General features: G+C 45.0%; 25 protein-coding genes, 1 pseudogene and 1 riboswitch. Of the genes and pseudogenes, 6 read left to right on the top strand and 20 right to left on the bottom strand.

The features are described from left to right. Positions 1-62: 62 nt before the first annotated feature. The 4 genes from J2Z69_RS17200 to J2Z69_RS17185 all read right to left on the bottom strand — a co-directional run bounded on the left by J2Z69_RS17200 (position 63) and on the right by J2Z69_RS17185 (position 4,759). On the bottom strand, positions 63-1,697 hold the full coding sequence (locus J2Z69_RS17200) for an ABC-F family ATP-binding cassette domain-containing protein (RefSeq protein ID WP_209865509.1): 1,635 nt from the start codon (positions 1,695-1,697) through the stop codon (positions 63-65). 92 nt (positions 1,698-1,789) lie between these two features. Further along, positions 1,790-2,755, bottom strand: coding sequence for an MBL fold metallo-hydrolase (locus J2Z69_RS17195; RefSeq protein ID WP_209865506.1), 966 nt, complete (start codon positions 2,753-2,755; stop codon positions 1,790-1,792). A gap of 110 nt (positions 2,756-2,865) precedes the next feature. Next, the gene (gene cydS, locus J2Z69_RS17190) at positions 2,866-3,225 is read right to left on the bottom strand and encodes a cytochrome bd oxidase small subunit CydS family protein (RefSeq protein ID WP_209865496.1); all 360 of its coding nucleotides are present in this window, start codon (positions 3,223-3,225) and stop codon (positions 2,866-2,868) included. 244 nt (positions 3,226-3,469) lie between these two features. After that, a complete protein-coding gene (locus J2Z69_RS17185) occupies positions 3,470-4,759 on the bottom strand; it encodes a cell wall-binding repeat-containing protein (RefSeq protein ID WP_209865494.1) in 1,290 nt (429 codons plus the stop codon). On the opposite strand from J2Z69_RS17185, the gene J2Z69_RS17180 reads away from it, so the two are divergent. Beyond that, positions 4,746-4,904 (top strand): hypothetical protein, encoded by a 159-nt coding sequence (locus J2Z69_RS17180; protein WP_209865492.1) that lies wholly within the window; start codon positions 4,746-4,748, stop codon positions 4,902-4,904. The genes J2Z69_RS17185 and J2Z69_RS17180 overlap by 14 nt on opposite strands. Before the next feature lie 50 nt (positions 4,905-4,954). Here J2Z69_RS17180 and J2Z69_RS17175 read toward each other — a convergent pair whose 3' ends face one another. Both J2Z69_RS17175 and J2Z69_RS17170 read right to left on the bottom strand, forming a co-directional pair. Then, positions 4,955-6,046, bottom strand: coding sequence for a sensor histidine kinase (locus J2Z69_RS17175; protein WP_209865490.1), 1,092 nt, complete (start codon positions 6,044-6,046; stop codon positions 4,955-4,957). Beyond that, positions 6,043-6,738 carry a response regulator transcription factor gene (locus J2Z69_RS17170; protein ID WP_209865488.1) on the bottom strand — a complete coding sequence of 232 codons (696 nt, stop codon included), beginning with the start codon at positions 6,736-6,738 and terminating at the stop codon, positions 6,043-6,045. Before J2Z69_RS17170 ends, J2Z69_RS17175 begins: the two co-directional genes overlap by 4 nt. Before the next feature lie 180 nt (positions 6,739-6,918). On the opposite strand from J2Z69_RS17170, the gene J2Z69_RS17165 reads away from it, so the two are divergent. Both J2Z69_RS17165 and J2Z69_RS17160 read left to right on the top strand, forming a co-directional pair. Further along, a complete protein-coding gene (locus J2Z69_RS17165; protein WP_209865486.1) occupies positions 6,919-8,064 on the top strand; it encodes a virulence factor in 1,146 nt (381 codons plus the stop codon). A gap of 116 nt (positions 8,065-8,180) precedes the next feature. Continuing rightward, positions 8,181-8,384, top strand: a riboswitch (Lysine riboswitch). 161 nt (positions 8,385-8,545) lie between these two features. Then, the gene (locus J2Z69_RS17160; RefSeq protein WP_209865484.1) at positions 8,546-10,009 is read left to right on the top strand and encodes an amino acid permease; all 1,464 of its coding nucleotides are present in this window, start codon (positions 8,546-8,548) and stop codon (positions 10,007-10,009) included. A gap of 66 nt (positions 10,010-10,075) precedes the next feature. Here the strand turns inward: J2Z69_RS17160 and J2Z69_RS17155 are convergent, their stop codons facing one another. Beyond that, positions 10,076-11,209, bottom strand: a complete 1,134-nt coding sequence (locus J2Z69_RS17155) for a transglutaminase domain-containing protein (RefSeq protein WP_209865482.1) — start codon at positions 11,207-11,209, stop codon at positions 10,076-10,078. A 287-nt stretch (positions 11,210-11,496) separates the two neighbouring features. Here J2Z69_RS17155 and J2Z69_RS17150 point away from each other — a divergent pair, with 287 nt between their 5' ends. Further along, positions 11,497-11,694 (top strand): hypothetical protein, encoded by a 198-nt coding sequence (locus J2Z69_RS17150; protein ID WP_209865472.1) that lies wholly within the window; start codon positions 11,497-11,499, stop codon positions 11,692-11,694. Positions 11,695-11,832: 138 nt separating this feature from the next. On the opposite strand, the gene J2Z69_RS17145 is transcribed toward J2Z69_RS17150, so the two are convergent. The 10 genes from J2Z69_RS17145 to J2Z69_RS17100 form a co-directional block, all read right to left on the bottom strand. Next, a complete protein-coding gene (locus J2Z69_RS17145) occupies positions 11,833-12,060 on the bottom strand; it encodes a glutaredoxin family protein (protein ID WP_209865469.1) in 228 nt (75 codons plus the stop codon). A gap of 43 nt (positions 12,061-12,103) precedes the next feature. Then, positions 12,104-13,045, bottom strand: a complete 942-nt coding sequence (gene trxB / locus J2Z69_RS17140) for a thioredoxin-disulfide reductase (RefSeq protein ID WP_209865466.1) — start codon at positions 13,043-13,045, stop codon at positions 12,104-12,106. Positions 13,046-13,194: 149 nt separating this feature from the next. Further along, complete coding sequence (locus J2Z69_RS17135; RefSeq protein WP_209865463.1) at positions 13,195-15,162, bottom strand: heavy metal translocating P-type ATPase; 1,968 nt, start codon at positions 15,160-15,162, stop codon at positions 13,195-13,197. Positions 15,163-15,483: 321 nt separating this feature from the next. After that, positions 15,484-16,779 (bottom strand): homocysteine synthase, encoded by a 1,296-nt coding sequence (locus J2Z69_RS17130; RefSeq protein WP_209865461.1) that lies wholly within the window; start codon positions 16,777-16,779, stop codon positions 15,484-15,486. 180 nt (positions 16,780-16,959) lie between these two features. Beyond that, the gene (locus tag J2Z69_RS17125) at positions 16,960-18,033 is read right to left on the bottom strand and encodes an LLM class flavin-dependent oxidoreductase (protein WP_209865458.1); all 1,074 of its coding nucleotides are present in this window, start codon (positions 18,031-18,033) and stop codon (positions 16,960-16,962) included. Then, positions 17,978-18,136, bottom strand: coding sequence for a hypothetical protein (locus tag J2Z69_RS17120; protein ID WP_209865454.1), 159 nt, complete (start codon positions 18,134-18,136; stop codon positions 17,978-17,980). The genes J2Z69_RS17125 and J2Z69_RS17120 overlap by 56 nt, the downstream gene beginning before the upstream one ends. A 56-nt stretch (positions 18,137-18,192) precedes the next feature. Next, entirely contained in the window at positions 18,193-19,521 is a 1,329-nt protein-coding gene (locus J2Z69_RS17115; RefSeq protein ID WP_209865451.1) for an LLM class flavin-dependent oxidoreductase, read from the bottom strand. 63 nt (positions 19,522-19,584) lie between these two features. Further along, entirely contained in the window at positions 19,585-19,860 is a 276-nt protein-coding gene (locus J2Z69_RS17110) for a glutaredoxin family protein (protein WP_209865448.1), read from the bottom strand. 150 nt (positions 19,861-20,010) lie between these two features. Next, a complete protein-coding gene (locus J2Z69_RS17105) occupies positions 20,011-20,892 on the bottom strand; it encodes a LysR family transcriptional regulator (protein ID WP_209865445.1) in 882 nt (293 codons plus the stop codon). A gap of 257 nt (positions 20,893-21,149) precedes the next feature. Beyond that, positions 21,150-21,287 (bottom strand): hypothetical protein, encoded by a 138-nt coding sequence (locus J2Z69_RS17100; protein ID WP_209865442.1) that lies wholly within the window; start codon positions 21,285-21,287, stop codon positions 21,150-21,152. Positions 21,288-21,649: 362 nt separating this feature from the next. Here J2Z69_RS17100 and J2Z69_RS17095 point away from each other — a divergent pair, with 362 nt between their 5' ends. Further along, positions 21,650-22,567, top strand: a complete 918-nt coding sequence (locus tag J2Z69_RS17095; RefSeq protein WP_245339429.1) for an NAD(P)/FAD-dependent oxidoreductase — start codon at positions 21,650-21,652, stop codon at positions 22,565-22,567. A 97-nt stretch (positions 22,568-22,664) separates the two neighbouring features. Here J2Z69_RS17095 and def read toward each other — a convergent pair whose 3' ends face one another. Further along, entirely contained in the window at positions 22,665-23,261 is a 597-nt protein-coding gene (gene def, locus J2Z69_RS17090; protein ID WP_209865439.1) for a peptide deformylase, read from the bottom strand. A gap of 342 nt (positions 23,262-23,603) precedes the next feature. On the opposite strand from def, the gene J2Z69_RS17085 reads away from it, so the two are divergent. Further along, the gene (locus J2Z69_RS17085) at positions 23,604-24,173 is read left to right on the top strand and encodes a type II toxin-antitoxin system PemK/MazF family toxin (protein WP_209865435.1); all 570 of its coding nucleotides are present in this window, start codon (positions 23,604-23,606) and stop codon (positions 24,171-24,173) included. 358 nt (positions 24,174-24,531) lie between these two features. Here J2Z69_RS17085 and J2Z69_RS17080 read toward each other — a convergent pair whose 3' ends face one another. Then, positions 24,532-25,209, bottom strand: coding sequence for a TetR-like C-terminal domain-containing protein (locus J2Z69_RS17080; protein ID WP_245339428.1), 678 nt, complete (start codon positions 25,207-25,209; stop codon positions 24,532-24,534). Continuing rightward, a pseudogene (locus tag J2Z69_RS19215) lies at positions 25,109-25,417 on the bottom strand (MBL fold metallo-hydrolase); the annotation flags it as partial. The pseudogene J2Z69_RS19215 and the gene J2Z69_RS17080, both read right to left, overlap by 101 nt.

Here is a 25,417-nt window from a genome sequence, read left to right as displayed (position 1 = left end):
TCATTTCTAATGGCACACAAAAAGGCAGCCTAAGTAACTTAGGCTGCCTTTGCTTTATATACTTATGCTTTTAGCATGTCTGCTGGATAATACTCTTTGCGAAGCTTTTGGACATCTTCGTTCTCCAAATATTCATCATAAGACATTTGACGATCAATCACGCCGTTCGGCGTTACTTCAATGATTCGGTTCGCAATGGTCTGAATGAACTGATGGTCATGAGAATCAAAGAGGATCGTACCATCAAAGTCGATCAATCCATTATTGAGCGCTGTGATCGATTCCAAGTCCAAATGGTTGGTAGGTTCGTCAAGAATCAGAACGTTAGCACCGTTCAGCATCATTTTGGCTAACATACAACGAACTTTCTCGCCCCCCGACAGAACACTCGCTTTTTTCAATGCTTCTTCACCAGCAAACAACATCCGGCCTAAGAAACCACGAAGGAACGTCTCATCCTGATCGTTGGAATACTGACGAAGCCATTCCACAAGGTTCAAGTCTACGCCATCAAAGTATTCAGAGTTATCTTTCGGGAAATAGGCTTGAGTTGTAGTTACACCCCAGTTGTATTCTCCCGCATCCGCTTCTGTCTCACCCATAAGTACGGAATACAAAGTAGATTTAGCTAGACTATCTGGACCTACAAAAGCGATCTTATCGCCTTTGTTCACCACAAAGCTTACATTACTGAAGACGGTCTCGCCTTCCAAAGTCTTCGATACATTGTCAACCGTAAGTAGTTGCTTCCCGGCTTCACGTTCTGCTTTGAAATGCAGGAATGGATATTTACGGTTCGATGGACGAATGTCGTCCAGTGTAATCTTATCCAGTTGCTTCTTCCGGGAAGTCGCTTGTTTGGATTTGGAGGCATTTGCAGAGAAACGTTGAATAAAGGCTTGCAGCTCTTTAATCTTCTCTTCTTTCTTCTTATTGGAATCCCGGTTCAAGCGAAGCGCCAATTGACTGGATTCATACCAGAAATCATAGTTACCTACATATAACTGAATTTTACCAAAGTCGATATCAGCAATATGAGTACATACTTTGTTCAAGAAGTGACGGTCATGGGATACTACGATGACTGTACCTTCATAATCGAGCAAGAAGTTCTCCAGCCAGCCAATGGAATCAATGTCCAGATGGTTGGTAGGCTCATCGAGTAGCAGGTTATTCGGATTCCCGAATAGAGCTTGCGCCAAGAGAACACGCACCTTCTCATTCCCGCCTAGCTCACTCATGTTCTTGTCATGCAGATCTTTCTCAATTCCTAGTCCAATCAAAAGGGATGCTGCATCCGATTCAGCATTCCATCCATCTAGTTCAGCGAAATCTCCTTCGAGTTCGCCAGCACGAAGGCCATCCGCTTCAGAGAAATCGGCCTTGGCATAAAGAGCATCTTTCTCCTTCATAATGCTGTACAGACGAGTATGACCCATAATAACAGTCTCAAGCACTGGGAAATCATCATATTCATAATGATTCTGCTTGAGGACAGCCATACGTTCGCCTGGTGTCATGTGAACATCACCGATGTTCGCCTCAATTTCACCAGACAAAATTTTGAGGAAAGTAGATTTACCAGCACCGTTGGCACCGATTAGACCATAACAATTACCAGGCGTGAACTTTATATTTACATCTTCAAAAAGTGCCCGTTTTCCGTAGCGGAGCGTTACACCACTAGTGCTAATCATGTATAATTACCATCCTTTATCGTTAATCGCGTACTTGACTCATAATTATATCATAAATTGCAATTGAATGGTTAAGTAGGACTTGACGACAATTAAAGTGGATGCACTATAGGATATCTTAAGGTTTGACCGTAATGGAGCACTTTAATAGCATCTTCTGGAATCTCTCGCTTTTGACGCTCTAGTTCCATGCGGTCTAATGCTTCGCGGGCTGTGTCATCGGCTAAACGAAACGTCCCGAAATGCATGGGAATCATTGTCGTCGCCTTAACATCGACGAACGCCTGAATCGCTTCTTCTGGATTCACGTGCTGGGAAGTCATGAACCATTCGGGTTCATAAGCTCCAATCGGCATCAGCGCCACATCAATGTTATATCGCTGCCCAATATCTTTGAATCCATCAAAATATCCGCTATCTCCTGCAAAATAAATAATTGGCTCGCCAGAACCTGGAACTTGCGGCTTCACCGGTTCAAGCACAAATCCACCCCAGTGGGATGAATTGGTATCAAATGGAGTTCTGCGCGTCCAGTGCTGCGTAGGTACGAAAGAAAATTTAATGCCTTTAATCGTCTGCTCCTCCCACCATTTCATCTCATGACAATGATGGAATCCTTTACGCTGCATTTTACGTTTCAGTCCGTCCGGGACCAGAATCGTTGTCCCACTCCGGTACAATTTTCGAATCGAAGAAATATGCATATGATCATAATGAGAATGCGAAATTAAAATGATATCAATAGGAGGTATGTGTTCAATCGGAATCCCGGGAGAACTCAACCGCTTTTGAAAACCCATGCGCGGTGCCCATACAGGATCCGTCACAATATTCAGTCCTTGATATTGAATGAAAAAGGTAGAATGTCCAATCCAAGTTATGGACGTCTCTTCTCGGTTATTACGTAAATAATCAAGTTCTGGATCCGCGTGTGGTACTACGTAGGAATAGTCTTTATTTTTGCCACGGCGCTCTTCGCGCCACTGACTGAACTGCTTCAGTGTCTTGTCGGTACTCACATTATCGATATTGTTGTAACGATATTTAGATTTCGGCATTGAAGAGGGCTCCTTCCTTCTGTGTTCCCTTAGCTATATATAGAGCAAGTATATTAATCTATTACCCCAATTTAGTAATACGTTAGCAGACCCACTACTCAAATTCAATCTTATGGCTCCCGATACTTTAGAGCGTACACAAATAAAAAGAGTACGGAACCCGCAATCACGATTTCGGGTGCAATCATCATCATAAAATGCTCAACCATTAGCTTATGATCCTTTCTCTGGTGAATTTCCACGAATGTACTGCGCATCGAACAAGAATAGGCGCATGATGAGTCAAGTGATAGAACCAATACGATGAAACATGCGCAAAATACAGTAATCATAGCAAGTGCCATCGCTTCATTCGTGAAATTCTGATAGATGTTCACATATTTATATAAAATGTAAGGTAGTTGGGATTTCCCATATCCATACCAAGCAGATGCGAAATGAAGCATGACGAGTAAGAAGGCCCAGCCCATGAATTTTTTCTTCCACACCCCTTACATAGCAATGACGAAACATACAAAAGGAAAGATCCGGTACAGTCGTTACCTCCTACCTAACTGCAATAATTGGATCGGACTGGAAGTAAGTTGCCCGTATGTTTCACTTTTTATTCCAATTCCCGTACACTTCTTTACAACTAAAAAAGCTGTTCCTCAGCCAGAGATCTGGTTAAGGAACAGCTCAAAGTTAATTGTTATTTAATAGACCTAAATTTACTTACTTATGATCCATCTCACTCCTATTGTCCATATTGCTCATATCATGTCCGCTACCTGAGGCTGAAGTGATCTCAAGTGCACTATCGATCTGACCTTGTACAAAGCGGTTAATTGAAGACATATCACCTGTAATCCAAGCATGATTATATGGCCCTTCGACAGGGGATATGCTATATTTCGGCTCCACCTGCATTAGGTATTTCATGGCGCTGTTTGGAAGCTTATCTTGGGCAGTCCATAACATAGGCGCATGCTTGCCCAGATGAGAGAATGGAGCGGCTGCAAGGGCTAGTAGCGGGATACTCTCACTAATGAAAGAGAAGTTATGTCCCGGTGTCGTGATGCCCCATCCAAAATCGGTCGCTGGATCTTTATAACGCGCAAAAGCAATCGCATTGTCAGCCGGACTGCTGCCTCCAATACGCACAACTTTACCATAGCTGGCAAGCTCTTTGGCTATTTGTTCAGAAATTACATCGACTGGTCCTAAAATATATATATTGGCTTTCCCTTCACGTGTCTTCAGTGCCTCCACCGTCTCGGCTGGGATCTGATCTTTGGATACATAGAGTAAAGGTTCAGGCATATGAGAAATCCAATTCACAGCAGGCAATGTGTAGGCCTTACTGGCCTCATCCGATGAACCGATAATCACAGACATCGGGTTAGAGCCCGCCGACTTGGTATAGTAGGCGTCGACCGCTTTAGCAACGGCAGCTGGACTCCCCCCTGGGATAATATCTGTCTTGAAGCCAAGCTTCTTCACTTGCTCTGCAACCTCAGCATTCATATCTCCAACTAGGATGACCTTAGTTCCTTGGTTGTCTTTCACCCCTTTAGGATTCAATCGCTGCAATTCTCTGAGGGTAGCATCGGGTATGCCCTCCGCATTCACATACAGCACTGGACCATTATTCGGATGATGAATCAGATCACTGCTTACAAGTGCAGTTTGCCAATTCGAGATATCTGTTAAAATGACGCCACCAGGTCTGTTGCTCTCTTCAGTAGACATCCATAACGTCTGCGATATAAGCACCGCAGCTTGAATGGGGTCACTAGAGTTAATGCGCGTCGTATTTTTAGTACCGACCCATGCGCTACTAGCCATATCATCCGATGTACCGCTATTCGTATTTTCTTGTCCACCTGACGAAGACATTCCGGGCATGTCCGCCATATTATGTTGGGCTTGGTTAGCCGCAGGTTGTGATGTGTTAAAGCATCCACTCAAAGAAAGAGAAACGAGTAGTATTACAGGAATCGCCAATCGCTTGCTAGTTGTCATTTCGGGTAACCTCCTATATAAGTTTCTTCAGCCGTTTGACCTTAAAGTCATGCTGCTATTTCTAAGTGTACCCATGACTTATGAAGAAACTGTGAAGGAGATGGACCGAAAAGTGGTTGCTGCGCTGATCTATGGGCTGAACTGAGGCTAACTTGAGGCTGAAATTTGGCGAATCTATGAACTGACTTAAGTGCTTTATTTTACAGCGACCGGATAAGTAGGCAGACTTAGTCTAAAAGAGGCACCCATAGTATAAGGCTCCGCCTGTATATGTCCCCCGTGTGCCAGAATCAAAGTCCGTACAATCGTGAGGCCTAGACCACTTCCTCCCGAATGACGGTTCCTAGACTTATCCCCTCGATAAAATCGCTCAAATACATAAGGCAAATCTTGTACAGGAATTCCCGGCCCCGAATCTTGAACACGAATAATAACATGGTCTTCTTCACGCGCAGCAAGAACTTGTACTTTTCCGTCAGAAGGGGTGAACTTCAGGGCATTGGTAAGCAGATTAACCATCACTTGAATCATACGATTGCGATCCGCCCATAAGATGAGATCGGAAGAGGATGCATAGACTAGATGTACATTTTTCTCTAGAAAAGCTGCCTTTACTCGGTTCACACTGGTATCTAATAACTCTGTAACGGTTACAGAACTGCATTCCATGGTAAAAGCGGGCGATTGGAGCATATTCAGCTCCTCTAGCTCCGTGACCAAATGCGTCATTCGTTCTATTTCTTCGTACAATGTGTGAATTCGAAGCGGCGTAGGCTCCCAAATTCCGTCTTGCAGTGCGCGAGTGTGACTTTGGAGTGTAGCCAGCGGTGTTCGAAGTTCATGAGCAATGTCCTCAGACATCTGTCTTCTCATCTTCTCCTGATCTTGAAGTTGTTCAGCTAAAGCATTAAAAGAATGACCTAAATCCGATAATTCATCTTGCCCTTTCACGTAGATCCGCATGGAAAGCTTACCTCTACGCATTTGATCAGCAGCGTGCCTCATTTTTAATAGGGGGGCCGAAATCTTTGAAGCGACGAATAGACTAAGAATAATGGCAAGTAGAATAGTCCCACCAAATGTCCATAATACCGATTGAATCATAGCTCTCTCCAAATGTTGATGCAGCTCTGGAAGTGCCTGATTCACTCCAGGATCTGAAGACTGTACCATGGAAATGTGATAATGCGTAATGAACAACGTACTGAGCGTTGAGATGACCAGCATGCTTCCGGCCATGATAATAATGACTGCAGCCAGCCGGGTCCGAATACGGAATTTCTTCATGCCTCTGCCTCCCCTTGAAAGCGATAGCCCATACCATAGACCGTTATAATGTACTTAGGTCGTTTGCTGTCAGGTTCAATTTTATGACGTAAATTTTTAACATGCTGATCAATTGTGCGACCATCCCCCTCATAATCAAATCCTAATACTTTTATGGAGAGTTCCTCTCGGCTAAAAGGTCGATTCGGGTGCCTAACTAAAAGGAGCAATAATTTATATTCATAAGGCGTAAGGTTGACAATCTCACCTTGTGACTGTACTTCATGCGAATAGGAATCAAGCACGAGCTCTTCATTATAAAATGAAATACGATCGGCTAAAAGTTCATCCTCACCGGATCTTCGCAAAATGGCGCGCACTCTCGCCATCACTTCCCTGGGGTCAAACGGCTTGATTACATAATCATCCGCACCTAATGATAACCCCTGAATGCGTTGATGGTCTGCCGCTTTCGCGGTCAGCATTAGAATTGGAATGCTGCTGAATCTGCGTATCGCCCGGCAAACTTCCTCTCCGCACAGATCGGGAAGCATGAGATCCAGAATGACGAAATCCACACGTTGCTCTCGGATCAACTGAACCGCTTCTCTGCCGCTCGTTGTCTGCAGCGCCTGAAATCCTTCCTTTATAAGGTACGCTGCTAAAACTTCTGTAATTGAAGGTTGATCATCCACCACAAGTACTTTTTTCAATAAAGTCACCTCCTGTATCTCCACTTCATTATACCCTATGGGGGTATATATAAAAATATTAATTTAAAGCTTACATTCGCTTAAATGGCCTAACACTTAGCAATACGTTTTGAATTCAGTTACACTAAGAGTGAACTTAAGTACGATACACATGAATTCGTTAGATGGAGGAATCTACCTATGAAAATTGTTTTTATAGAGCCTACCCCAAGTCCAAATAGTATGAAGCTTCATCTGGATGAAACACTGGCCGCGGGTATTCGCAAAACCTATACATTGGAGAATGTGCGTTCCGCCCCAGTCTGGATTCAAGACTTACTTAAAATTCATGGCGTTAAAAGTGTGTTCCACACCGCTGATTTTGTGGCTCTTGATCGTAAGTCCAGCGCCGATTGGTCCGATATTCTAGCTAGCGTTCAAGAACAGTTCGGTCAAGAAGGCGTGGAGTCCGCTTGGAGCCCTGAACAGGCTTCCGATGCTATCCATTATGGCGAAGCGCAAGTGTTCGTCCAATTCTTCCGCAGCATTCCCATGCAGATTCGGGTCAAATCCGGTCTGCAAGAAGAGCGCATCTCCTTATCTGCTCGGTTTGTCCAAGCGGTAACGGAAGTAGCTAGTGCAAGTCTAATTAAAGAGCGTAAGCTCGTAGACTACGGTGTACGCTATGGGGAGCTCCCCGACATTGCTAGAGAAATTGAACAGGAGATTGAGGCCGCTTTCCCGGCCGATCGGTTGGAGAGCTTGATTCAACAAGCCATTGCACACGGTGCAAAGGAAGACGAATTCGTGGAGGAACGCCGCGAGCTTCGTCTTGAAGAGGTGGAATCAAGGATGTTAAATGACGACTGGCGCATACGCTATGCAGCGCTGGATGCGTTACAGCCTAGTGGCGAAGCATTGCCGCTGCTGGGGCGTGCTCTTCAGGATCCGCAAATGCAGGTGCGGAGACTTGCCGTGATCTACCTCGGCGACATACGGTCGCCAGAGGCACTCGCGCTGCTGATGCAAGCGCTGCGCGATAGCTCTGCTGCCGTGCGCCGCACCGCAGGCGATACGCTCTCCGATATCGGTGACCCGGTCGCTACCGGGGCGATGATTGAGGCGCTTTCCGACCGCAGCAAGCTTGTGCGCTGGCGGGCGGCGCGGTTCCTCTACGAAGTAGGAACCGATGAAGCTAGGGAAGCGCTGCAAGTGGCAGCCGGCGACCCGGAATTTGAAGTGAGCTTACAGGCCCGTATGGCCTTGGAACGGATTGAATCCGGCGAAGAAGCCGCTGGTACGGTATGGCAACAAATGGCGAAGCGAAATGACTCGTCCGATGCTTAAAGGTATCGTTTGAATTATTTTGCAGTTGCCTATTCCTTAACGCTTGGCTTATACTGATTACTGGTTTAACCTAAGGTCAATTATGAATAACAAACTAAATATAGCCTCATCATCCAAGATGAGGTAGAGGTTGCGGATATAAATAGTACAACGAAGGAGACGCTGGAAGCCGTCGATGATGTCGTATGTGGAAAGGTGTATCCGCCGAAGTGAAAGTACGCAGCTTCCCTTGCGTGCTCTTGCTGGGACTAATTCCGAAAGGATTAGGACTGTCACCGCTTAGCTTATACCAAAGCTAGCGGTGTTGAGCTATCTTTAAAAGGTTGATGAAGCGGGTAGATCTATGAAGCCGCAGAAATCACATTTCTGCGGCTTTTTTGCATTCAGTTCTGAACAATATCAAGTTGTATATAGAATTCATATATTGGCCTCTAACATTTAACATCAATATAAAAAAAGGTATAAGTAAGGAGTGATTTACATGAGCCATCCAAAAGTTCAACCCACCTCTCTAAAAGCGGGACTGAAAGCAAGACATATGACCATGATTGCGTTAGGCGGTTCAATCGGAACCGGTCTATTCCTCGCAAGTGGAGGAGCCATTGCATCAGCAGGACCAGGCGGCGCTTTGCTTGCCTACGCCGCTGTAGGCATCATGGTCTATTTTCTCATGACAAGCCTAGGAGAAATGGCCACCTATATGCCGGATTCCGGATCATTCGGAACGTATGCCACTCGCTTTGTTGATCCTTCCCTCGGCTTCGCGTTGGGTTGGAACTTCTGGTACAACTGGGCTATTACGATCGCGGCTGAATTGTCCGCGGCTACCTTAATTATTAAATATTGGTTCCCGGAAAGTTCTTCTTTCCTATGGAGCTTGCTCTTCTTGGCCGTCATTCTAGGACTCAATGTACTCTCTGTTAAAGGTTACGGAGAATCTGAGTACTGGTTCGCTATCATCAAAATTGCCGTTGTCATTCTTTTTATTATCGTAGGACTTCTCATGATTGTAGGTATTATTGGTGGACAGCCCACGGGATTCAAAAACTTCACTATGGGAGATGCACCATTCCATGGCGGATTCTTCGCCTTCCTAGGGGTATTTATGGCAGCCGGATTTTCCTTCCAAGGCACTGAACTCATAGGAGTTGCCGCAGGAGAAAGTGAAAACCCACGACAAAATGTACCTAGAGCGATTCGTCAAGTATTTTGGCGCATCCTCATTTTCTACATTCTTGCCATCGCAGTAATCAGTCTTATCATTCCTTATACGAATCCCGATTTGCTGAAAAGCGGCGTAGACAATATTGGTGTTAGTCCCTTTACCCTTGTATTTGAAAAAGCAGGACTTGCCTTTGCTGCTTCGGTGATGAACGCGGTTATCCTATCGTCTGTCCTATCTGCTGGCAACTCAGGCATGTACGCCTCATCACGTGTATTGTATGGCCTCGCCAAGGAGGGTAAAGCACCCCAATTCCTTGCTAAGCTTAACAAACGCGGTCTTCCCATTAATGCGCTCCTGCTTACTACTTTGGTAGGTATGGTTGCTTTCTTCGCTTCCCTATTCGGTGATGGCGTAGTCTATACTTGGTTGCTCAATGCTTCAGGGATGTGCGGCTTCATTACTTGGCTTGGTGTTGCCCTTTGTCACTATCGGTTCCGCCGTGCTTACACTGTACAGGGACTAGATTTGAACAAGCTACCCTACAAAGCTCGTTGGTTCCCATTTGGTCCCTTGTTCGCCCTAGCCCTATGTATAATTGTTATTCTAGGTCAGAGTCTCAGTGCCTTCTCTGAGGGATCTATCGACTGGTATGGCATTGCTGTATCCTATGTGAGTATTCCTCTTTTCCTTATCGTATGGCTCGGATACAAATGGAAGAAAAAGACGAAAGTTGTCCCCTTAGCAGAGTGTGATTTAACTACAGGGGCTAGCATCGACTAAATATAGCGCGCTAACCCTATGAAAAGGGACGATCTAAAGCCACAACGGCTTTGAATCGTCCCTTTGTTACGAATGAATATTCCAATTGACTTTCACCTTAAGATCTCTTGTATCCTCCAAGGGTTCTGAAGAATAGGTAATTGCGTCGATGTCTAAATCGTATAGATTGGGGAGATCCAGGTGCAGCTGCGTCACAGTACCCGTATACCTTAAGGTGATGGACGTAATGCCCTGCGCCATCGCTTCTTGCACTTTTTGCTTCAGACCTTCTGCGGTATGTACAGCCTTACCGTTCTGATACAGATCATAATTCAAATCCGCTTGCAACGACTGTAAGCGGGTTTTCACAGAACCTTGTGCAGAAGAAATCGTATTCTCCAGAATCATGCGATAGTTGGATACGGCAGCAGGTACAGGCTTTTTCCATACATGGTCTTTAGCCATTTGGGCATCCGTACGGAGATAGTAGTTATAATGTACTTTCCCAAGCTGATCCGGGACTGGATCGTCCCATGTCGTATCCATGTGATACCATCGACCATCTAGCTGAATCAAGTTCCAAGCATGTAGCTGTCCACCAGCACTTCCCTCTGCAATAAGACTCAGAATTCCTGCTTCCTTTAAGAGTCTAAAGGTAAGTAAGGAATATCCTTGGCATACGGCTTCCCCTGTCTTCAATCCTTCATACGCCGTATACTTGCCGAGGGACTGATCATATTTGAGATGAAGCACAACCCAATCGTGGATAGCTTTTACTTTCTCGTGTTCATTCATAGATGTAAGCTTCAATGAGTTAATGATTGCTTTGACTTGAGCTGCCACATAAGCGGTCTGTGCCGCCGTCTCGCGGTAGGTCATCCTCACAGTGATCGAGGCGGAAGTCTCATTACCTCTCCAGCTAAAAGCATAGCTATCTACTACATATTTCGTATAGACATCCTGTTCCAGCGCGGTGTTCAAGGCATCCGTAAGCATAGTCTTTAGACTAGATGTAGGGCCTTTATATTTGAAAGAAATGGTCTCTTCACGATGTTGGGCTGCTTGTAAAATCTTAGCTTCGATCTGTTGTCGAGAAGCGAATGAAGATGTGTCAGCACTTGCATAGACCGTGTTCCAATGCATCGTAGAAGGAACAGCTCCTAGCAAAAGTGAACCGCAGAGTATAAATGAGAGCGTCTCAACTCTTCTAATATTCTTCATCCCAGATTTTCTCCGCCTTCCCTATGAATGCGTAGATCTATACTTTATATTTTCCTTTTTCTTCCTTACGGCCTTATTGTATCATAGGCTTAAGCGTCAAAGGCCTTCTACTTTTGTCGGATGAGGAGAGAATTCAAGACGAGTTTCGGTACAATAGACTTCAGATCGACTCATTTTTTATGAATAAAATTCCCAAATGAGAATGCTTTTCGTTATAATAGAAACAGCGTGCGATCGTCATTGTTGACCACAACCGTCACCATCTATGAAACGGAGAGAATAGCGTTATGACAATTCCTAATATTTCGGATATTTCAGTTCAAATGTTCATCACCGTATTTTTCTTCCTCTTAATTATTGCACCCTTGTTCAGTCTGGGGGCTCTTCGTCTATTCCAGTCGAGAAAGAAAGCCGGCTTAACTCTTATGGGTGCAGGTGTGGTGGCCTATGTAATCTTTATGATTGTGGTCAATCTAGTCACTTGAACTATACTTAACTTAATGTAGGGATGCATATCAAAAAGGGATGCTTGCAGACTTCAAACGTCTGTGGAGCATCCCTTTTCTAATCTTACGCTACATCCATTTTTCGCTATATCATCATCCTGCAATTCAAACGGGGTACTATGCTAGGGCTTTCTCGAATTGGAGCTTGTTCATTCCTACAATTTTGTATTCGCCAATTAGTGTAACAGGTACTGCACGCAGACCAAGATCCCATACTTGCTGAGCAAATTCATCACTTTGTTCAATGTTGCGTTCCTCATAAGACACACCTTTATCGCTTAAGAAGCTTTTCACTTGCTTGCAGTGAGGGCAGTTGGTACTTGTATAGACAATCGCTTGGGCCATCGTTAATCTCCTCCAATTTGTTATTTTGTGACTCTTGTATATATTACTGAACTACAACGGGATGTTCTACGAGTTCCAAATATTTCTCCGCATCCATGGCCGCCATACATCCGCTACCAGCAGCTGTAATCGCTTGGCGATATCTTGTATCCTGCACGTCACCGCAAGCAAAGATCCCTTCTACGTTCGTCTCCGAGGTTCCTGGGTTCACGACGATATATCCATTAGCATCTGTTGTAATCTGCCCCGCAAGAAAACCAGTATTCGGATGATGTCCAATCGCTACGAACACACCGCTCGCTTCGATGATCTCTTCTTTTCCTGTCTCATTGTTAAGCACCTTCAGACCCGTAACCCCTTGTTCACCCGCAATTACTTCAAGCGGTGTACGGTTCAAGCCCCATTCAACTTTTTCATTCGCACGAACACGGTCCTGCATGATCTTGGATGCGCGAAGTTCTTCGCGGCGGTGCACCAGTGTAACTTTGGAAGCAAAGCGAGTCAAGAAGCCTGCCTCCTCCAGCGCAGAGTCTCCGCCTCCGATGACAATGATTTCTTTGTTACGGAAAAAGAATCCATCGCATGTAGCGCAGGTACTTACACCCCGGCCCACATTTTCTTGTTCACCTGGAATCCCTAAGTACTTAGCAGTTGCTCCTGTGGACAATACCAATGTCTCCGTTACCACTTCACCGAAACCTTCTACTTGCAGTTTGAAAGGACGCTCCGAAGTATCCACACTATTCACCCAACCTGTGCGGAATTCCGCACCAAAACGCTCAGCTTGCTTGCGCATATTGTCCATCAATTCAGGACCCATAATACCCTCTGGGAAACCTGGGAAATTCTCTACTTCTGTTGTTGTGGTCAGCTGTCCACCCGGCTGTGGACCTTCAATAATGAGTGGGCTAAGGTTAGCGCGGGCCAAGTAAATGGCCGCTGTAAGTCCAGCAGGACCGGTGCCAATGATAACGGATTTGTACATAAATGATCGCTCCCTGATCTATATAGTAAGAACATTTCAATTAATTTGTGCACTACTAAATTCTTATTCTTATTATCCTAGCTTCAGAGAATATCGTCAATCGCTGGAGTAGCCACGTTTCGTGAAGGTTAAATGAAGGATTGATGAAGTTAGGAGCGAAGTAAGCGAAGTCCATTCAAAATCACCAGAATGGTACTCCCCTCATGCCCTACTACCCCTAGTGGAAGCGCTAGACCTTCAATAAAATTACCGGCAATCAGCAACAGAATAACTCCAATAGCGAACGTCATGTTCATCTTCACAATCTTTCGTGCCCTTCTAGCTAAAAAAATTGCGGCTGCAATTCGCTCCAAATCGTCGTTCATAAGCACAACATCCGCCACTTCCAGTGCAGTTCCACTACCACTAGCTCCCATAGCTATACCTACGGTCGCTGCCGCAAGTGCTGGGGCATCGTTCACACCATCGCCAACCATTACGATATGTCCATGCTGCTTACGCAGTTCACTTACGTAACTCACTTTATCTACGGGCAGCAAGTCTCCATAGACTTGACCTACCCCAGCTTCATTACCGATCGCCTCGGCGGTTCTTTGATGATCTCCGCTTAACATGACAGTATGGATGCCAAGGCGATGAAGATGAGCAATGGCTGCTTTGGCCTGCGGCCTAATATTATCACGCATCGCCACAAGACCCACCGCTAGCTTATCTTTCAAAATAATGGATACCGTCTTCCCTTCATTTTCTAATCGCCTAAGAGCCGAGCTTAAACTTGATGACAGGGGAACTTCTATCCCTTGCGGCTTACCTATTTTCCAGATTACCCCTTCTACCTCGGCTTCGATGCCCCATCCCGGAAGGGCTCGCATGTTCTTTGCTTGCAACAGTTCAATCCCCTCTGATTCTGCTTTAAGGACAATCGCTCGAGCAAGAGGATGTTCAGAAAGATGTTCAGCCGAAGCCACTGCTCGAAGAACTTGATTTGCCGGAAAGCCTTCTTCCACGAACAGATCCGTCACTTCTGGGCACCCCCGAGTTAGCGTGCCTGTTTTATCAAAAGCTACCACCGAGGTATAACTCAAATTTTCAAGATGGGCTCCTCCTTTGAACAGGACACCTTTACGTGCTCCATTCGACATGGCCGACAGCATGGCAGGCATGATGGACGAGACCAATGCACACGGAGAAGCAACAACTAAGAACACCATCGATTTATAAAAAGTCTCATTCCAACTCCAGCCAAATAATAGCGGAGATAGGATCAGTAAACTAGCTGTAACGCCGACCACAAGGCGAGCATAGATCCCTTCAAACTTTTCAATGAACCGCTGGGTCTGCGGAACTTCGCTCTGTGCCTCTTCGACAAGTGAAATAATTTTTGTGAAAAGCGATCCCTCAGCAGCTTGAGTTACTTCTATATATAAAGCACCCTCACCATTCACTGTACCGGCAAAGATTCCATCACCCACCGCTTTATCTAGAGGAATCGACTCCCCTGTAATCGAAGCCTGGTTCACAGACGAACGCCCCCCTTGTACGGTTCCATCTGCCGGAACCAGCTCACCGGGTTTGACAAGTAGTAGATCACCTGGGACAAGTTCATCCACATTCACTCTTCGCATGCCCTGTTCTTCTATACGTAGCGCCGTTTCAGGACGAAGCGAGATCAGTGCCGAGATATCCTTGCGACTTCGATCGTTAGCGAAAGACTCCAATGCCCCACTTAGTGCAAAAATAAAGATGAGCATCGCTCCCTCATTCCAGTATCCGATAGCCGCAGCCCCCATGGCTGCTGCAATCATAAGTAAGTTCACATCGAGATCTTTTTCTTTGATCAATGTCTCGATTCCCTCTCTCGCTTTGGACCATCCCCCCACCCCATATGCAAACACATACATAAAGACAGATACAACGGGTGAAAGATCGTGCATTGCCCAGGCACCAAGCATTAACGCTCCACTACCTAAGGCCTGCAGCATTTCTTTATGTTTAAGTAGGTTTAGTATTATAGACCGTTTATTTCGCTGTGGATTGGGCTCGTTGGTCAGCTTCAGCTTTGTCCTGCTTATTGTTATTTTCTTGGCTTGCGGTAGTCGCTTGTTCATAGCTTGCATGAGGATCACGTCCTTTTCTAATTGAGAATGATTTCCGTTATTAATGCCTCTAAAATAGTACATGCTGCGCTGGGAAAAGCCCCGCGCAGCATGTGATTGAGAATGATAATCATTGTTGTATTTGTCCAATAGTGTTTACTAAAGGAAACTTTTATTTTATAGTAATCCTTTATCTGTACGAAGTAAATAGGCGATGGTCTAAGATTTAATATTTTAAGCAAATAGTTATTTACATACAAAAAAGGCGTCATGCCTCGGTTTCTTCCGAGACATGACGCAATAGGGAGAATATACTACCAATGCCTTGCAAAACGTGCTGCTTTAACGCTGGCTGGCCTCAATGGCCTGCTCCAGATCATGCCATATATCATCAATCGACTCTGTGCCGATGGATAACCGAATCAGTCCCGGTGTTACCCCCGCATTAGCCTGCTCTTGTTCGGAGAGCTGTAAATGGGTGGTACTCGCTGGATGAATAATCAGAGACTTGGAATCTCCTACATTGGCAAGATGGGAGAATAGTTTGACGTTATGAATCAGCTTGCGGCCAGACTCTAATCCCCCTTTGATTCCAAAGGTTAAGATTGCACCTTGCCCCTTAGGCAGATATTTCTGCGCTAAACTATAAGAGGCATGGCTAGGTAGCCCCGCATAACTTACCCATTCTACATCCTTATGTGCCTCAAGAGCTTGCGCCACCTTCAGGGCATTCTGACTATGTCGTTCAACACGAAGATGCAGCGTCTCCAGTCCTTGAAGCAATAACCATGAGTTAAATGGAGATAAGGAAGCTCCTAAATCCCGCTGAAGCTGCACTCTTGCCTTGATAATATAGGCTAGCGGACCCACAGCATCCGTATAAATAATCCCATTGTAACTCGGGTCAGGTTCTGTAAGTTCAGGGAACTTGTCACTCGCTTTCCAGTCGAAGTTACCACTATCTACAATGACGCCACCAATGGTCGTGCCGTGTCCTCCAATGAACTTCGTAGCGGAATGTACGACGACATCTGCCCCAAACTCAATCGGTCTAAGCAAATAAGGACTAGGGAACGTATTGTCTACGATTAATGGAATCTGGTTCTCATGGGCAATCGCTGCCACAGCCTCGATATCCAGCACATCTCCTTTAGGGTTGCCCAATGTCTCTGCATAGAGTGCTTTGGTCTTATCTGTAATAGCTGCTCGGAAATTCTCGGGATTGGATGCATCTACAAACTTAACTGTGATGCCAAGCTTGGCCAGTGTAGTGGAGAAGAGGTTATATGTACCGCCATACAATGTAGAAGAACTAACAATTTCATCGCCAGCTCCCGCAATATTAAGAATGGAGAATGTAATTGCAGCTTGCCCGGAAGCCGTTGCTAGCGCTCCTACACCGCCCTCTAGCTCTGCAACGCGCTTCTCAAAAACATCATTCGTAGGATTCATAATCCGGGAATAGATGTTGCCGAATTCTTTTAGTCCAAACAGATTCGCCGCATGCTCCGTATCCCGAAAACCATATGAGGTCGTCTGATAAATAGGAACTGCACGGGATTGAGTCGTAGGATCAATCTCCTGTCCCCCATGAATAGCAATGGTCTCCAAACCTAATTTGCGTTGTTGATCTGACATAATGTGTTGCCCTCCCCTTTGCATTTAAAAAGTATGACATGAATAAAATGTAACCTTGAAAACAATAAGTTGATCTACCTTCATTCTCTCACAAGATTTGCCATTTGGGAAGGTAATTCCGATAGATTATATATGAATTAAAATTTAATTTTTGTATATAAAAAATCTATACACCCGTAATTAAGCATGTATTTCAGATTGTTTGGCATAAGGTCCCTGTTGATTCCAGACCGTACTTGGGATCTCTCGCCGAAGTACAGGCATAACATCCCGAGCAAAACGCTCCACTTGTTCCCGTTGTTCTGATTCCGTCAGGCCATCGACACTAATACTAAGCACTTGGTTACCATAAGCTCTTTGATAGTCCAAAATCTTCTCAATGACCTGATCTGCACTGCCAACAAGAGCAGGACCACGCTCTATATTATCTTCAAGGTCTCTAAAGGGCGACTGGTTATGCTTAGCTGATTCCGTAGATTGAAAAGCGTTGTAATAAGGACAATATTTTCTAACTGCCTCTTCATTCGTATTTGCCAAATATAACGTCCCTCCCCCAGCACCTACTATGGCCTTGGCTGGGTCATGCCCATAATGAGCTAAACGTTCCCGATAATGGTCAATCAATGCCTTATATTTGGCTTGGGGATGGAAGCCGTTCGAAGAGAAAATAGGTTCACCAAGCTTGGCTGCAAGCTCTGTAGATAATGTGCTTGAAGCACTCCCGTGCCATACGGGAATGGATGATTGAAAAGGTCTGGGTTGCGTTGTAACATTCGTAAGAGCTGTACGATACCGGCCTTGCCAGTTCACATGCTCTTCAGTCCATAATCGCTTTAATAAAGCATAACGTTCCGCTAGTGAATCCCACTGCTCTTCTTCGGTAATGCCAAAAAGCGGATAGTGCCGAGGATCATTGCCTTTACCGATAATCATTTCAAGGCGTCCTTGTGATAAATGATCCAGTGTAGCATAATCTTCAGCCACCCGAACCGGATCGAGAACACTCAGTACAGTCACCGTGGTCAACAGCCGAATTTTCGAGGTTCTGGCTGCAATCGCCGTCAATACCATTTGTGGAGATGAAGAAAGAAACGGCTCACCATGCCGTTCTCCTACGCCGTAAGCCTCAAATCCCAACTCTTCCGCCAGTACCGCTTGATTCAGTACATTTTGAAACTTTTGCTGCGCTGTCAGCGTTTCACCGGTAACCGAGTTCGGAATGTTCATCATGAGACTGAACAGTGCAAATTTCATGTTGATCTTCCCCTTTGCTTATGAGTGCCATTGGCACTGCATTGCCTTGATTCTGCAATGCCTCAACATGCAAGATTGCTGCCACCTCTTTGCTGGAATCCATGCCTTAGTAAATGAAAATTTCAGAGCATCCAGCATACATTATGGACGGAGCATCGATTATGTGCTCGCTTTTACCCGAGCATAGCGATTCACAGGAATAGGTACTTCCAGATTTCCACGCAGCGTATCCGCCTCGTAATCTAGACGATATAATCCGCGCTCCTGCAGAATGGGAATTACTAGGTCTACGAAATCATGAAGTCCACTAGCCAGTTCTGTATGAATAATAAAACCATCGGCTCCGCCCTCCTCAAACCATTGCTGAATTAGATCGGCAATATGCTCAGGAGTACCGATAAAACTACTTTTTGGCGTTGCCGCTTGAAGCGCTACTTGGCGCAGCGTAAGATGATGTTCTTTAGCCTTCTGCTTAATCTTATCTGTACCACTTCGGAAGCTGTTGCTTCCAAAATCCCCAAGATCGGGAAAAGGCTCATCCAGTGGATATTGCGAGAAATCATGATGCTCGAAGAAACGTCCAAGGTAATTCAGAGCATTTTCGATCGTGATTAGTTCAGCTAATTCATGGTATTTACGTTCTGCTTCCTCTACCGTTCGCCCAATGATGGGGCTAATTCCTGGCAAAATGACAATATCTTCAGGTGATCGTCCATACTGCACCGTTCTACTCTTTACATCCTGATAGAACGCCTTTGCTTCCTCCAGACTGTCGTGTCCCGTGAAGACAGCATCTGCACTTTTAGCTGCGAGCGTTTTGCCATCTTCAGAAGATCCTGCTTGAAAAATAACAGGCTGTCCCTGTTTGGATCTAGCTATATTGAGTGGCCCCTGAACCGAGAAGAATTCCCCCTGATGGTTCAGCGTGTGAAGCTTTTCTTTATCGAAGAATACACCCGATTCCTTATCTCTAATAAAAGCGTCATCTTCCCAAGAATCCCAGAGGCCTTTGGCTACTTGGAGGTATTCCTCGGCGATTTTGTAGCGAGTGGGGTGCGCCGGATGCTCAGTCTTACTGTAATTGTTAGCTGAACCTTCAAGCGGTGAAGTTACCACGTTCCATCCTGCACGGCCCCCACTGATGTGATCTAGGGAGCCGAACTGCCTAGATACGGTGAAGGGTTCACTATAGGAAGTAGAGAGCGTTCCGACGAGCCCAATCTTTGAAGTTACAGCAGCAAGTGCAGATAAGATTGTAATGGGTTCGAACCGATTCAGAAAATGCGGCAGTGATTTTTCATTAATGAACAATCCATCTGCAATAAATACTAGATCAAATTTCCCCTCTTCTGCCTTGAGCGCCTGACGTTTATAAAACTCGAAGTTCACACTCGCATCCGTACTTGCTTCAGGATGTCTCCAAGATGCCATCGACCCGCCTATTCCATGGATAAGAGCACCAAATTTTATTTTCTTCTTCTCCGTCATCATTGATATCCTCCCCGTAAAGAAGTAGTTTTTGACTAAGAATTCGTAGATTTCGCTCCTGCTTTAAATGGATTGCAGATTCCTACTTTGCTCTAGAAGTTGCTCCAACTTTTCTATATCGGCCTCAATCAGAGCACTATAAGTCTGGCCGTAGCCCACTTCTACTACGGGAACATGACGTATTCCGTACTTGGCTTCTAATACATCACGCAGAATATCATGACCTGCAACTTCAAGATTCACATAAGCATAATGATGTGCTTCTAAATAAGCCTTGATCTCTCCGCAAAAATGACAGCCTGTTTTACTCCACACTACAATGTTAGGTTGAATGGACATATAAGCACCTCCATAATTTGAATTATCTATTATTCCTACCCGTTAAATTGTATTTATGACGTTAATATACCATTCCACCATATCGAATCGATAATTAACTCTTTCTATACCTTAATAGATATCTTTAATGTAGTTGCTAATGCTATCTCATCAGCGCATAAGTGCTTCTTTTCCCGCCTCCAAAAAAGCATGACTCACGAGGGTATGCTCGCCTTGAATGGAAATGATGTGCGTATGCAGCGCATTTCCTGAAATTTCGGGTACATGCACAGGAATCAGCTTGTGATTTTGCACCTCGTTTTTCGTGCACTGCTCTGGAAGGAAGCAAATCCCCGCCCTATTCATGACCAGTTTTTTAGCTGTCTCCAGGTTATCCACATGAAAATCAATCTGCGGGGGTTGATCTAGGCTTTCGAAGGAACGATGAATTCGTACCCAATCCAGTGAACCACACTCGAAAAAGATAAAAGGTTCCGAGCCTAACTGCTCCGCTGATACCGTTTGGTGCTCAGCAAAGGGATGTCCTTCGTAGACATATAACTTAATCGGATCTTCCCACAGCTTCACGGAATGAATATGGGGATGCACGACATTTCTAACTAATCCCAAATCCGTTTCTTTGCGCAAGACTCGCTTCAATATCGTGTCACTCGTTGCGGTAGATAGCTTAATATTGATGTCGGGGAATGACCGCTTAATTCTTGGCAATATCTCGGGGATGATATAATTTGAGACCGATACGGTACAGTCGACTCGCAGTTCGTTGGGGACGGTCTCCTCACTTTGTAAATGTTGTTTGCTTCGCTGGTAGATTCTCAGAATCTGCTGAGCATCCAAGAGGAACTTTTGTCCTTTATCGGTGAGATTGATTTTCTTGCCGATTCGATCAAACAGCTTACAATCCAAATCCCGCTCAAGGGATTGAATTCTTGCGGTAACTGAAGGTTGAGATAAAAATAAGGCATCTGCAGCTTTGTTAAAACTCCCAAAATGCACAACGTAGACAAAAGCTTCAATGTTATCTATGTTCATCTTGTAATCATCTCCACCCTATAACTTATTTAACTTATGGATTAAGTCGGAATTAATGTTAAAATGTTTCCTTTTCTTGTTGGAACTGAGTATATAGTACAGCGCGGTAAAGCGTCAATCCTATCTATTTTAGTTTATAACTTGCGCTACACATATCATAAACTCAGTCCTCTTTGGACTGAGCTTTTAAAATTCAACGCTTAGATATAGAGACCTAACATGTTACAGCTCATCTTGCAATTCTACTACATATACAATTACATTTTAAAATGATGATGGGATTGATATAAACGATCTTTATCCCGTTTTCGAATAAAATAAGCTTCTTCGATCGTAGCTTGGACAGTGTGATATGCCTGGTGCGGATTCCGACTAGCCATAATGCGTACTTTCATGTGACTAGGTGTGACTATTCTGCTCATCAGGACATCTTGTTCTGGAAACTTTAGATAATCCCTCTGTGGTATGACCCCTTCCCATACCTGCAAAGGAAGTCGATCTTTTAAATATGTAGGAAAAACAGCAATAAATGTACTATTTTTCCTTCTACATCCAGGCTCACCAATCCTAAAGATACTCATATTCTATAATCTACAGCTCCATGTACATGGGTGGGTCCAGATCTGGACATGCGTCTATTTCTTTGATTGCCCTTGGCATAGATTCTTACGAGAACATTTCTAATGAAAGATGCAGGAAATTAAAATAGGAAAGTAACATATCCCTCCACAATATACTTAACATAAGGAACGCTGACTTGGAGGCGATTGCAATTCAGATGCTTGATGCATTAATTATTGGCGGTGGGCCCGCAGGACTAAATGCTGCATTGATTCTCGGACGTGCTCGGCGAACCACCGTGCTACTTGATGATGCGCATCCAAGAAACGAAGTGACCCATGCTTCCCACGGGTTTATTACGCGCGATGGTATAGCACCAAATGAATTCCGCCGATTAGCTACAGACGATTTAGCCCGATACCCATCTGTTCATAGAAGGCAGGAACAAGCTACTGAAATGATTAGACATACGAACTCGTTCGAGGTGCATACCCACAGCGGAAGTATATTCCATACCAAAAAACTATTGATGGCCACAGGTCTTCGAGAAGTTTTGCCTGAAATCAAAGGTATTGAGACATACTATGGCACCAGTCTATTCAGTTGTCCGTACTGTGATGGTTGGGAATTACGAGATCAACCTCTTCTTGTTATAGGTACTACGAATCAGATCTTTCAGATGAGCAAAATGGTGTATCACTGGAGTCGTCATCTAATTGTCTGTACCATGGGGCATGATAGTTTAGATCAATATCAGCGAAATGCCCTTTATCGGCGGAATATACGCATTATAGATCAACCCATCGTGGGCTTTAGCGGTCAGGGAAGATGTCTACAACGTGTTCATTTTGGAGATGGTTATTCCATTGAGCGAAGTGGAGGGTTCGTTATCCCTCAGGTATTTCAACATTCCAGAATTGGAGAATCTTTGGGTTGTGCCCGTTCTCCTGCAGGAGGCTGGGTGACAGATGATTATGGAAGAACTTCAATTTGGGGCGTCTATGCCGCAGGTGATACCGCGTTAATTGCTCCTGCTCAACTTGTGATTGCAGCTGCAGACGGGTGCCGTGCGGGTATGGGAATTCATATGGATTTGTTACAAGAGGAATTTTGAGCACGCAACGCAAAAAGACATTCATTCTTATCAAGCAGGAATGAACGCCCTTAAGATCGAAACTATATATATTCCATTTTTTAGTAATTTGAACCTTTTAGGAATCCGATGCTTTGTAGAGACTTGAAATTTGAACATGATCGGGTAATTTGAATGGGTTATCCGCATGAATACGGTCAAAGAACATGATGCCATTCAGATGATCGATCTCATGCTGCATCACAATGGAGGGAAATCCTTTGAAACGGAGTTTGACCTCACTACCATCTGCAAGATAGGCTTTAATCTGAATACGTTCATAACGAGGAACGAACCCCTGAATGGGCCGATCTACCGACAGACATCCTTCACTCTCCGGCAAATACGTCATCGCCTCAGAATGGCTAATAATTTTGGGGTTGAATAAGGCATATTCTGTGACTTTCCCTTTAACATCAGTAAGCAGTGCCGCGAACATACGTTTATTAAGTCCAATTTGATTGGCTGAGATTCCTACACCTGCTCTAAGCTTATATTTACGAGCCATCTCTTCATTTTGACTATTCTTCAGAAACTGCATCATCGATGCCATTTCTTCACGATCTTCCTCTGTTGGAGGCATACTCACAGGCTCTGTGTCTACACGAAGGATTGGGTTTCCCTCACGTACGATATCTTCCATTACAATGACATAATTCGCATTAAATTTACTCATAACCTAGAACTCCATCCACCTTTATTTGATGATTAATGTTATTAGAATTAGCAATTCAATTATCCCTATGCTGAGCATTCTTAAACTATCACTTCCCATGGTTCCTGTCAAAGCAAGCAGTCATTTACCCAAGCAAAGCGAGAACTGCTACTTCTAGGTTCAAAAACACCTAATATCATATACTTTACGCCTATTCTGCGTCTGAAGGAATGACCCTATGATGAGAAAAGAATAAAATTGCCGCGATCTTGTTTAATATGACCATAAATAAGTGTAAATCATAATAAAGGATATTTTTATAGCTTAAGCATCATATAATCGATTGTACCAGGAGAGGATCTTATGTACGAACAACGGGACGAGAAGCCCACCCCCACTAGAACCGTAAATAGAGGAGCAGCAGAACGCATCATGACCGAGAAAGCGCTCAAAGAACAGCAAATTATGGAATGGATGCCTGCTAAGATTAAGATGGCCCATTATTGGATAGAGAATGAGAAAAAACAATTAAGTCGAAAGATGGTACGAGGAGCTATACATTTCTGTCATTTTGGCGAAAATGTAGGTTGTGAGCAGAACGAGGAACGTCCTGTCGTTATCATTTCCAATAATACGGTTAATTCGACTTCAGGCAATGTCATTGTCATTCCACTTACAAAAAATTTAAAAGCGAAAACCAACTTCAAAACGAAACAACCTGTACTTACTCGGGACGGCAAACCCGTGCCCCGCTTTCAGAGCCATTATTTCTTATTCGTTAGTAAGTATGGGTTCTTGGCCTTTGATTCAGCTGCAAAAACAGAAGAAACTACGTCGGTAAGCAAAATACGTCTGAAAGAACATCTCGGAAATTTGGATGAAGAAGACATCAATCGATTAGAAAATCGAATGAAGTGGACACTCGGATTGTGAAAAAAAACGTGAAAATTGTATTGACAATAAATTACGGACAGGTTACTCTTAGTTCAGAGAGTTATTCTTAACCAGTAAATTATGTCTTCCACCTCGTCGTGGAAAAATTCACACGTTTTACGTGTCTTGAGTCCGAAGGGGAGCCTTGTAGCTCCCTCTTTCATTTTTACCCTACTTTTAAATAACTTCCTAATTTGGTATTAAATTTGATTTCCAAAGATAGGATATTAATATGTCGCTCACCAGGTCGTGAGCAAAGTCACCCCGTCCGGTCTTTCGGTCGGGGGTTATTTTTGTTCTATGCTTCCGTGTCGCTGGACCCCTGCCCCAGCACCCATTTGTACTTCTTGAGTATTGTTTACCCGCTGGGCTGAGACTTAATCACCTTTTTGGAAAGTCCTGCAATATAAGCATTCATGATATAGATAAGACTGTCTGTTTTGGAGATAGGCTGCATGAAAGCACCCTTGTGCTCTAGGTCACAGAAGCCATGTAAGATGCTTCTTAATCCTCTTATCGCATGCGTATGTTCCTTGCTAGGCAATGAGTAGTCCTTAAGCAAGGCTTTGATCATTTCCAGCAGATTCTGGCCTGCTTGTTGCCATTCCTCATCACCGGGTTCAGCAACCCTTAGGGATGCTTCATACAGCCCGGGATGTTCATCGGCAAAGGCAACATAGGCTTGGGCAAAAGCATGCAGCGCTGCTTCGCCTTGCACTCCAGCCTGAGCCTGCTCCAATCGCTGTTGGAGCAGGTTCAGGCCCCGCACAGCCAGCTCGCTGCGAAGCGCAGACAATCCGTCGATGTGATTGTACAGCGACGGACTGCGCACGCCCAGCCGCTGGGCGACAGCAGCGAGCGTCACGGCGCTTAGCCCGTGCGCATCCGCTAAAGCAGCGGCCGCGTTAGTGACGGCCGCAAGGTCCAGGCCGGCCCTAGGCACGGCCGCCTCCAGCTGCACCGCGCGCGAGGTGACGCGCCGCGGTAGCGATGGCCCGGTCCATAGCCGGGACCGGGCTACGCAGCATAGCGCCATGGCCTACGGCCAGCAGCGAAGGCTGAAGATCGCGCAGCTTCTGCGCGGACTTCAGCGATTCTTCTCCGCTCCACGTGGCCCAGGCGGGGAATGGGAACAGCGGGCGGATCTGCCCGCTGACAGCCATACCCCCGCGCAGCTGCATCGCATCGCCTGCGATAAGCGCTCCGCTGCGCACATCATATAGCGCCATGGAGCCCGGCGTATG

This window comes from Paenibacillus shirakamiensis, assembly GCF_017874255.1.
Taxonomy (GTDB): domain Bacteria; phylum Bacillota; class Bacilli; order Paenibacillales; family Paenibacillaceae; genus Fontibacillus; species Fontibacillus shirakamiensis.
The sequence above is the reverse complement of the archived record's forward strand: the minus strand, read 5'-3'. Positions and strand labels throughout refer to the sequence as shown.

Excerpts from the sequence above, each read along its gene's own strand:
- J2Z69_RS17175 (WP_209865490.1), bottom strand. The coding sequence starts at position 6,046 with ATGAAGAAATTCCGTATTCGGACCCGGCTGGCTGCAGTCATTATTATC.
- J2Z69_RS17165 (WP_209865486.1), top strand. The coding sequence starts at position 6,919 with ATGAAAATTGTTTTTATAGAGCCTACCCCAAGTCCAAATAGTATGAAG.
- J2Z69_RS17160 (WP_209865484.1), top strand. The coding sequence starts at position 8,546 with ATGAGCCATCCAAAAGTTCAACCCACCTCTCTAAAAGCGGGACTGAAA.
- J2Z69_RS17105 (WP_209865445.1), bottom strand. The coding sequence starts at position 20,892 with ATGAACATAGATAACATTGAAGCTTTTGTCTACGTTGTGCATTTTGGG.
- J2Z69_RS17195 (WP_209865506.1), bottom strand. The coding sequence starts at position 2,755 with ATGCCGAAATCTAAATATCGTTACAACAATATCGATAATGTGAGTACC.
- J2Z69_RS17085 (WP_209865435.1), top strand. The coding sequence starts at position 23,604 with ATGTACGAACAACGGGACGAGAAGCCCACCCCCACTAGAACCGTAAAT.
- J2Z69_RS17150 (WP_209865472.1), top strand. The coding sequence starts at position 11,497 with ATGACAATTCCTAATATTTCGGATATTTCAGTTCAAATGTTCATCACC.
- J2Z69_RS17145 (WP_209865469.1), bottom strand. The coding sequence starts at position 12,060 with ATGGCCCAAGCGATTGTCTATACAAGTACCAACTGCCCTCACTGCAAG.
- J2Z69_RS17080 (WP_245339428.1), bottom strand. The coding sequence starts at position 25,209 with ATGGCGCTATGCTGCGTAGCCCGGTCCCGGCTATGGACCGGGCCATCG.
- J2Z69_RS17120 (WP_209865454.1), bottom strand. The coding sequence starts at position 18,136 with ATGGATTCCAGCAAAGAGGTGGCAGCAATCTTGCATGTTGAGGCATTG.
- trxB (WP_209865466.1), bottom strand. The coding sequence starts at position 13,045 with ATGTACAAATCCGTTATCATTGGCACCGGTCCTGCTGGACTTACAGCG.
- J2Z69_RS17155 (WP_209865482.1), bottom strand. The coding sequence starts at position 11,209 with ATGAAGAATATTAGAAGAGTTGAGACGCTCTCATTTATACTCTGCGGT.
- J2Z69_RS17125 (WP_209865458.1), bottom strand. The coding sequence starts at position 18,033 with ATGAAATTTGCACTGTTCAGTCTCATGATGAACATTCCGAACTCGGTT.
- J2Z69_RS17100 (WP_209865442.1), bottom strand. The coding sequence starts at position 21,287 with ATGAAAGTACGCATTATGGCTAGTCGGAATCCGCACCAGGCATATCAC.
- J2Z69_RS17185 (WP_209865494.1), bottom strand. The coding sequence starts at position 4,759 with ATGACAACTAGCAAGCGATTGGCGATTCCTGTAATACTACTCGTTTCT.
- J2Z69_RS17110 (WP_209865448.1), bottom strand. The coding sequence starts at position 19,860 with ATGTCCATTCAACCTAACATTGTAGTGTGGAGTAAAACAGGCTGTCAT.
- J2Z69_RS17115 (WP_209865451.1), bottom strand. The coding sequence starts at position 19,521 with ATGACGGAGAAGAAGAAAATAAAATTTGGTGCTCTTATCCATGGAATA.
- cydS (WP_209865496.1), bottom strand. The coding sequence starts at position 3,225 with ATGGGCTGGGCCTTCTTACTCGTCATGCTTCATTTCGCATCTGCTTGG.
- J2Z69_RS17130 (WP_209865461.1), bottom strand. The coding sequence starts at position 16,779 with ATGTCAGATCAACAACGCAAATTAGGTTTGGAGACCATTGCTATTCAT.
- def (WP_209865439.1), bottom strand. The coding sequence starts at position 23,261 with ATGAGTAAATTTAATGCGAATTATGTCATTGTAATGGAAGATATCGTA.
- J2Z69_RS17200 (WP_209865509.1), bottom strand. The coding sequence starts at position 1,697 with ATGATTAGCACTAGTGGTGTAACGCTCCGCTACGGAAAACGGGCACTT.
- J2Z69_RS17135 (WP_209865463.1), bottom strand. The coding sequence starts at position 15,162 with ATGCAAGCTATGAACAAGCGACTACCGCAAGCCAAGAAAATAACAATA.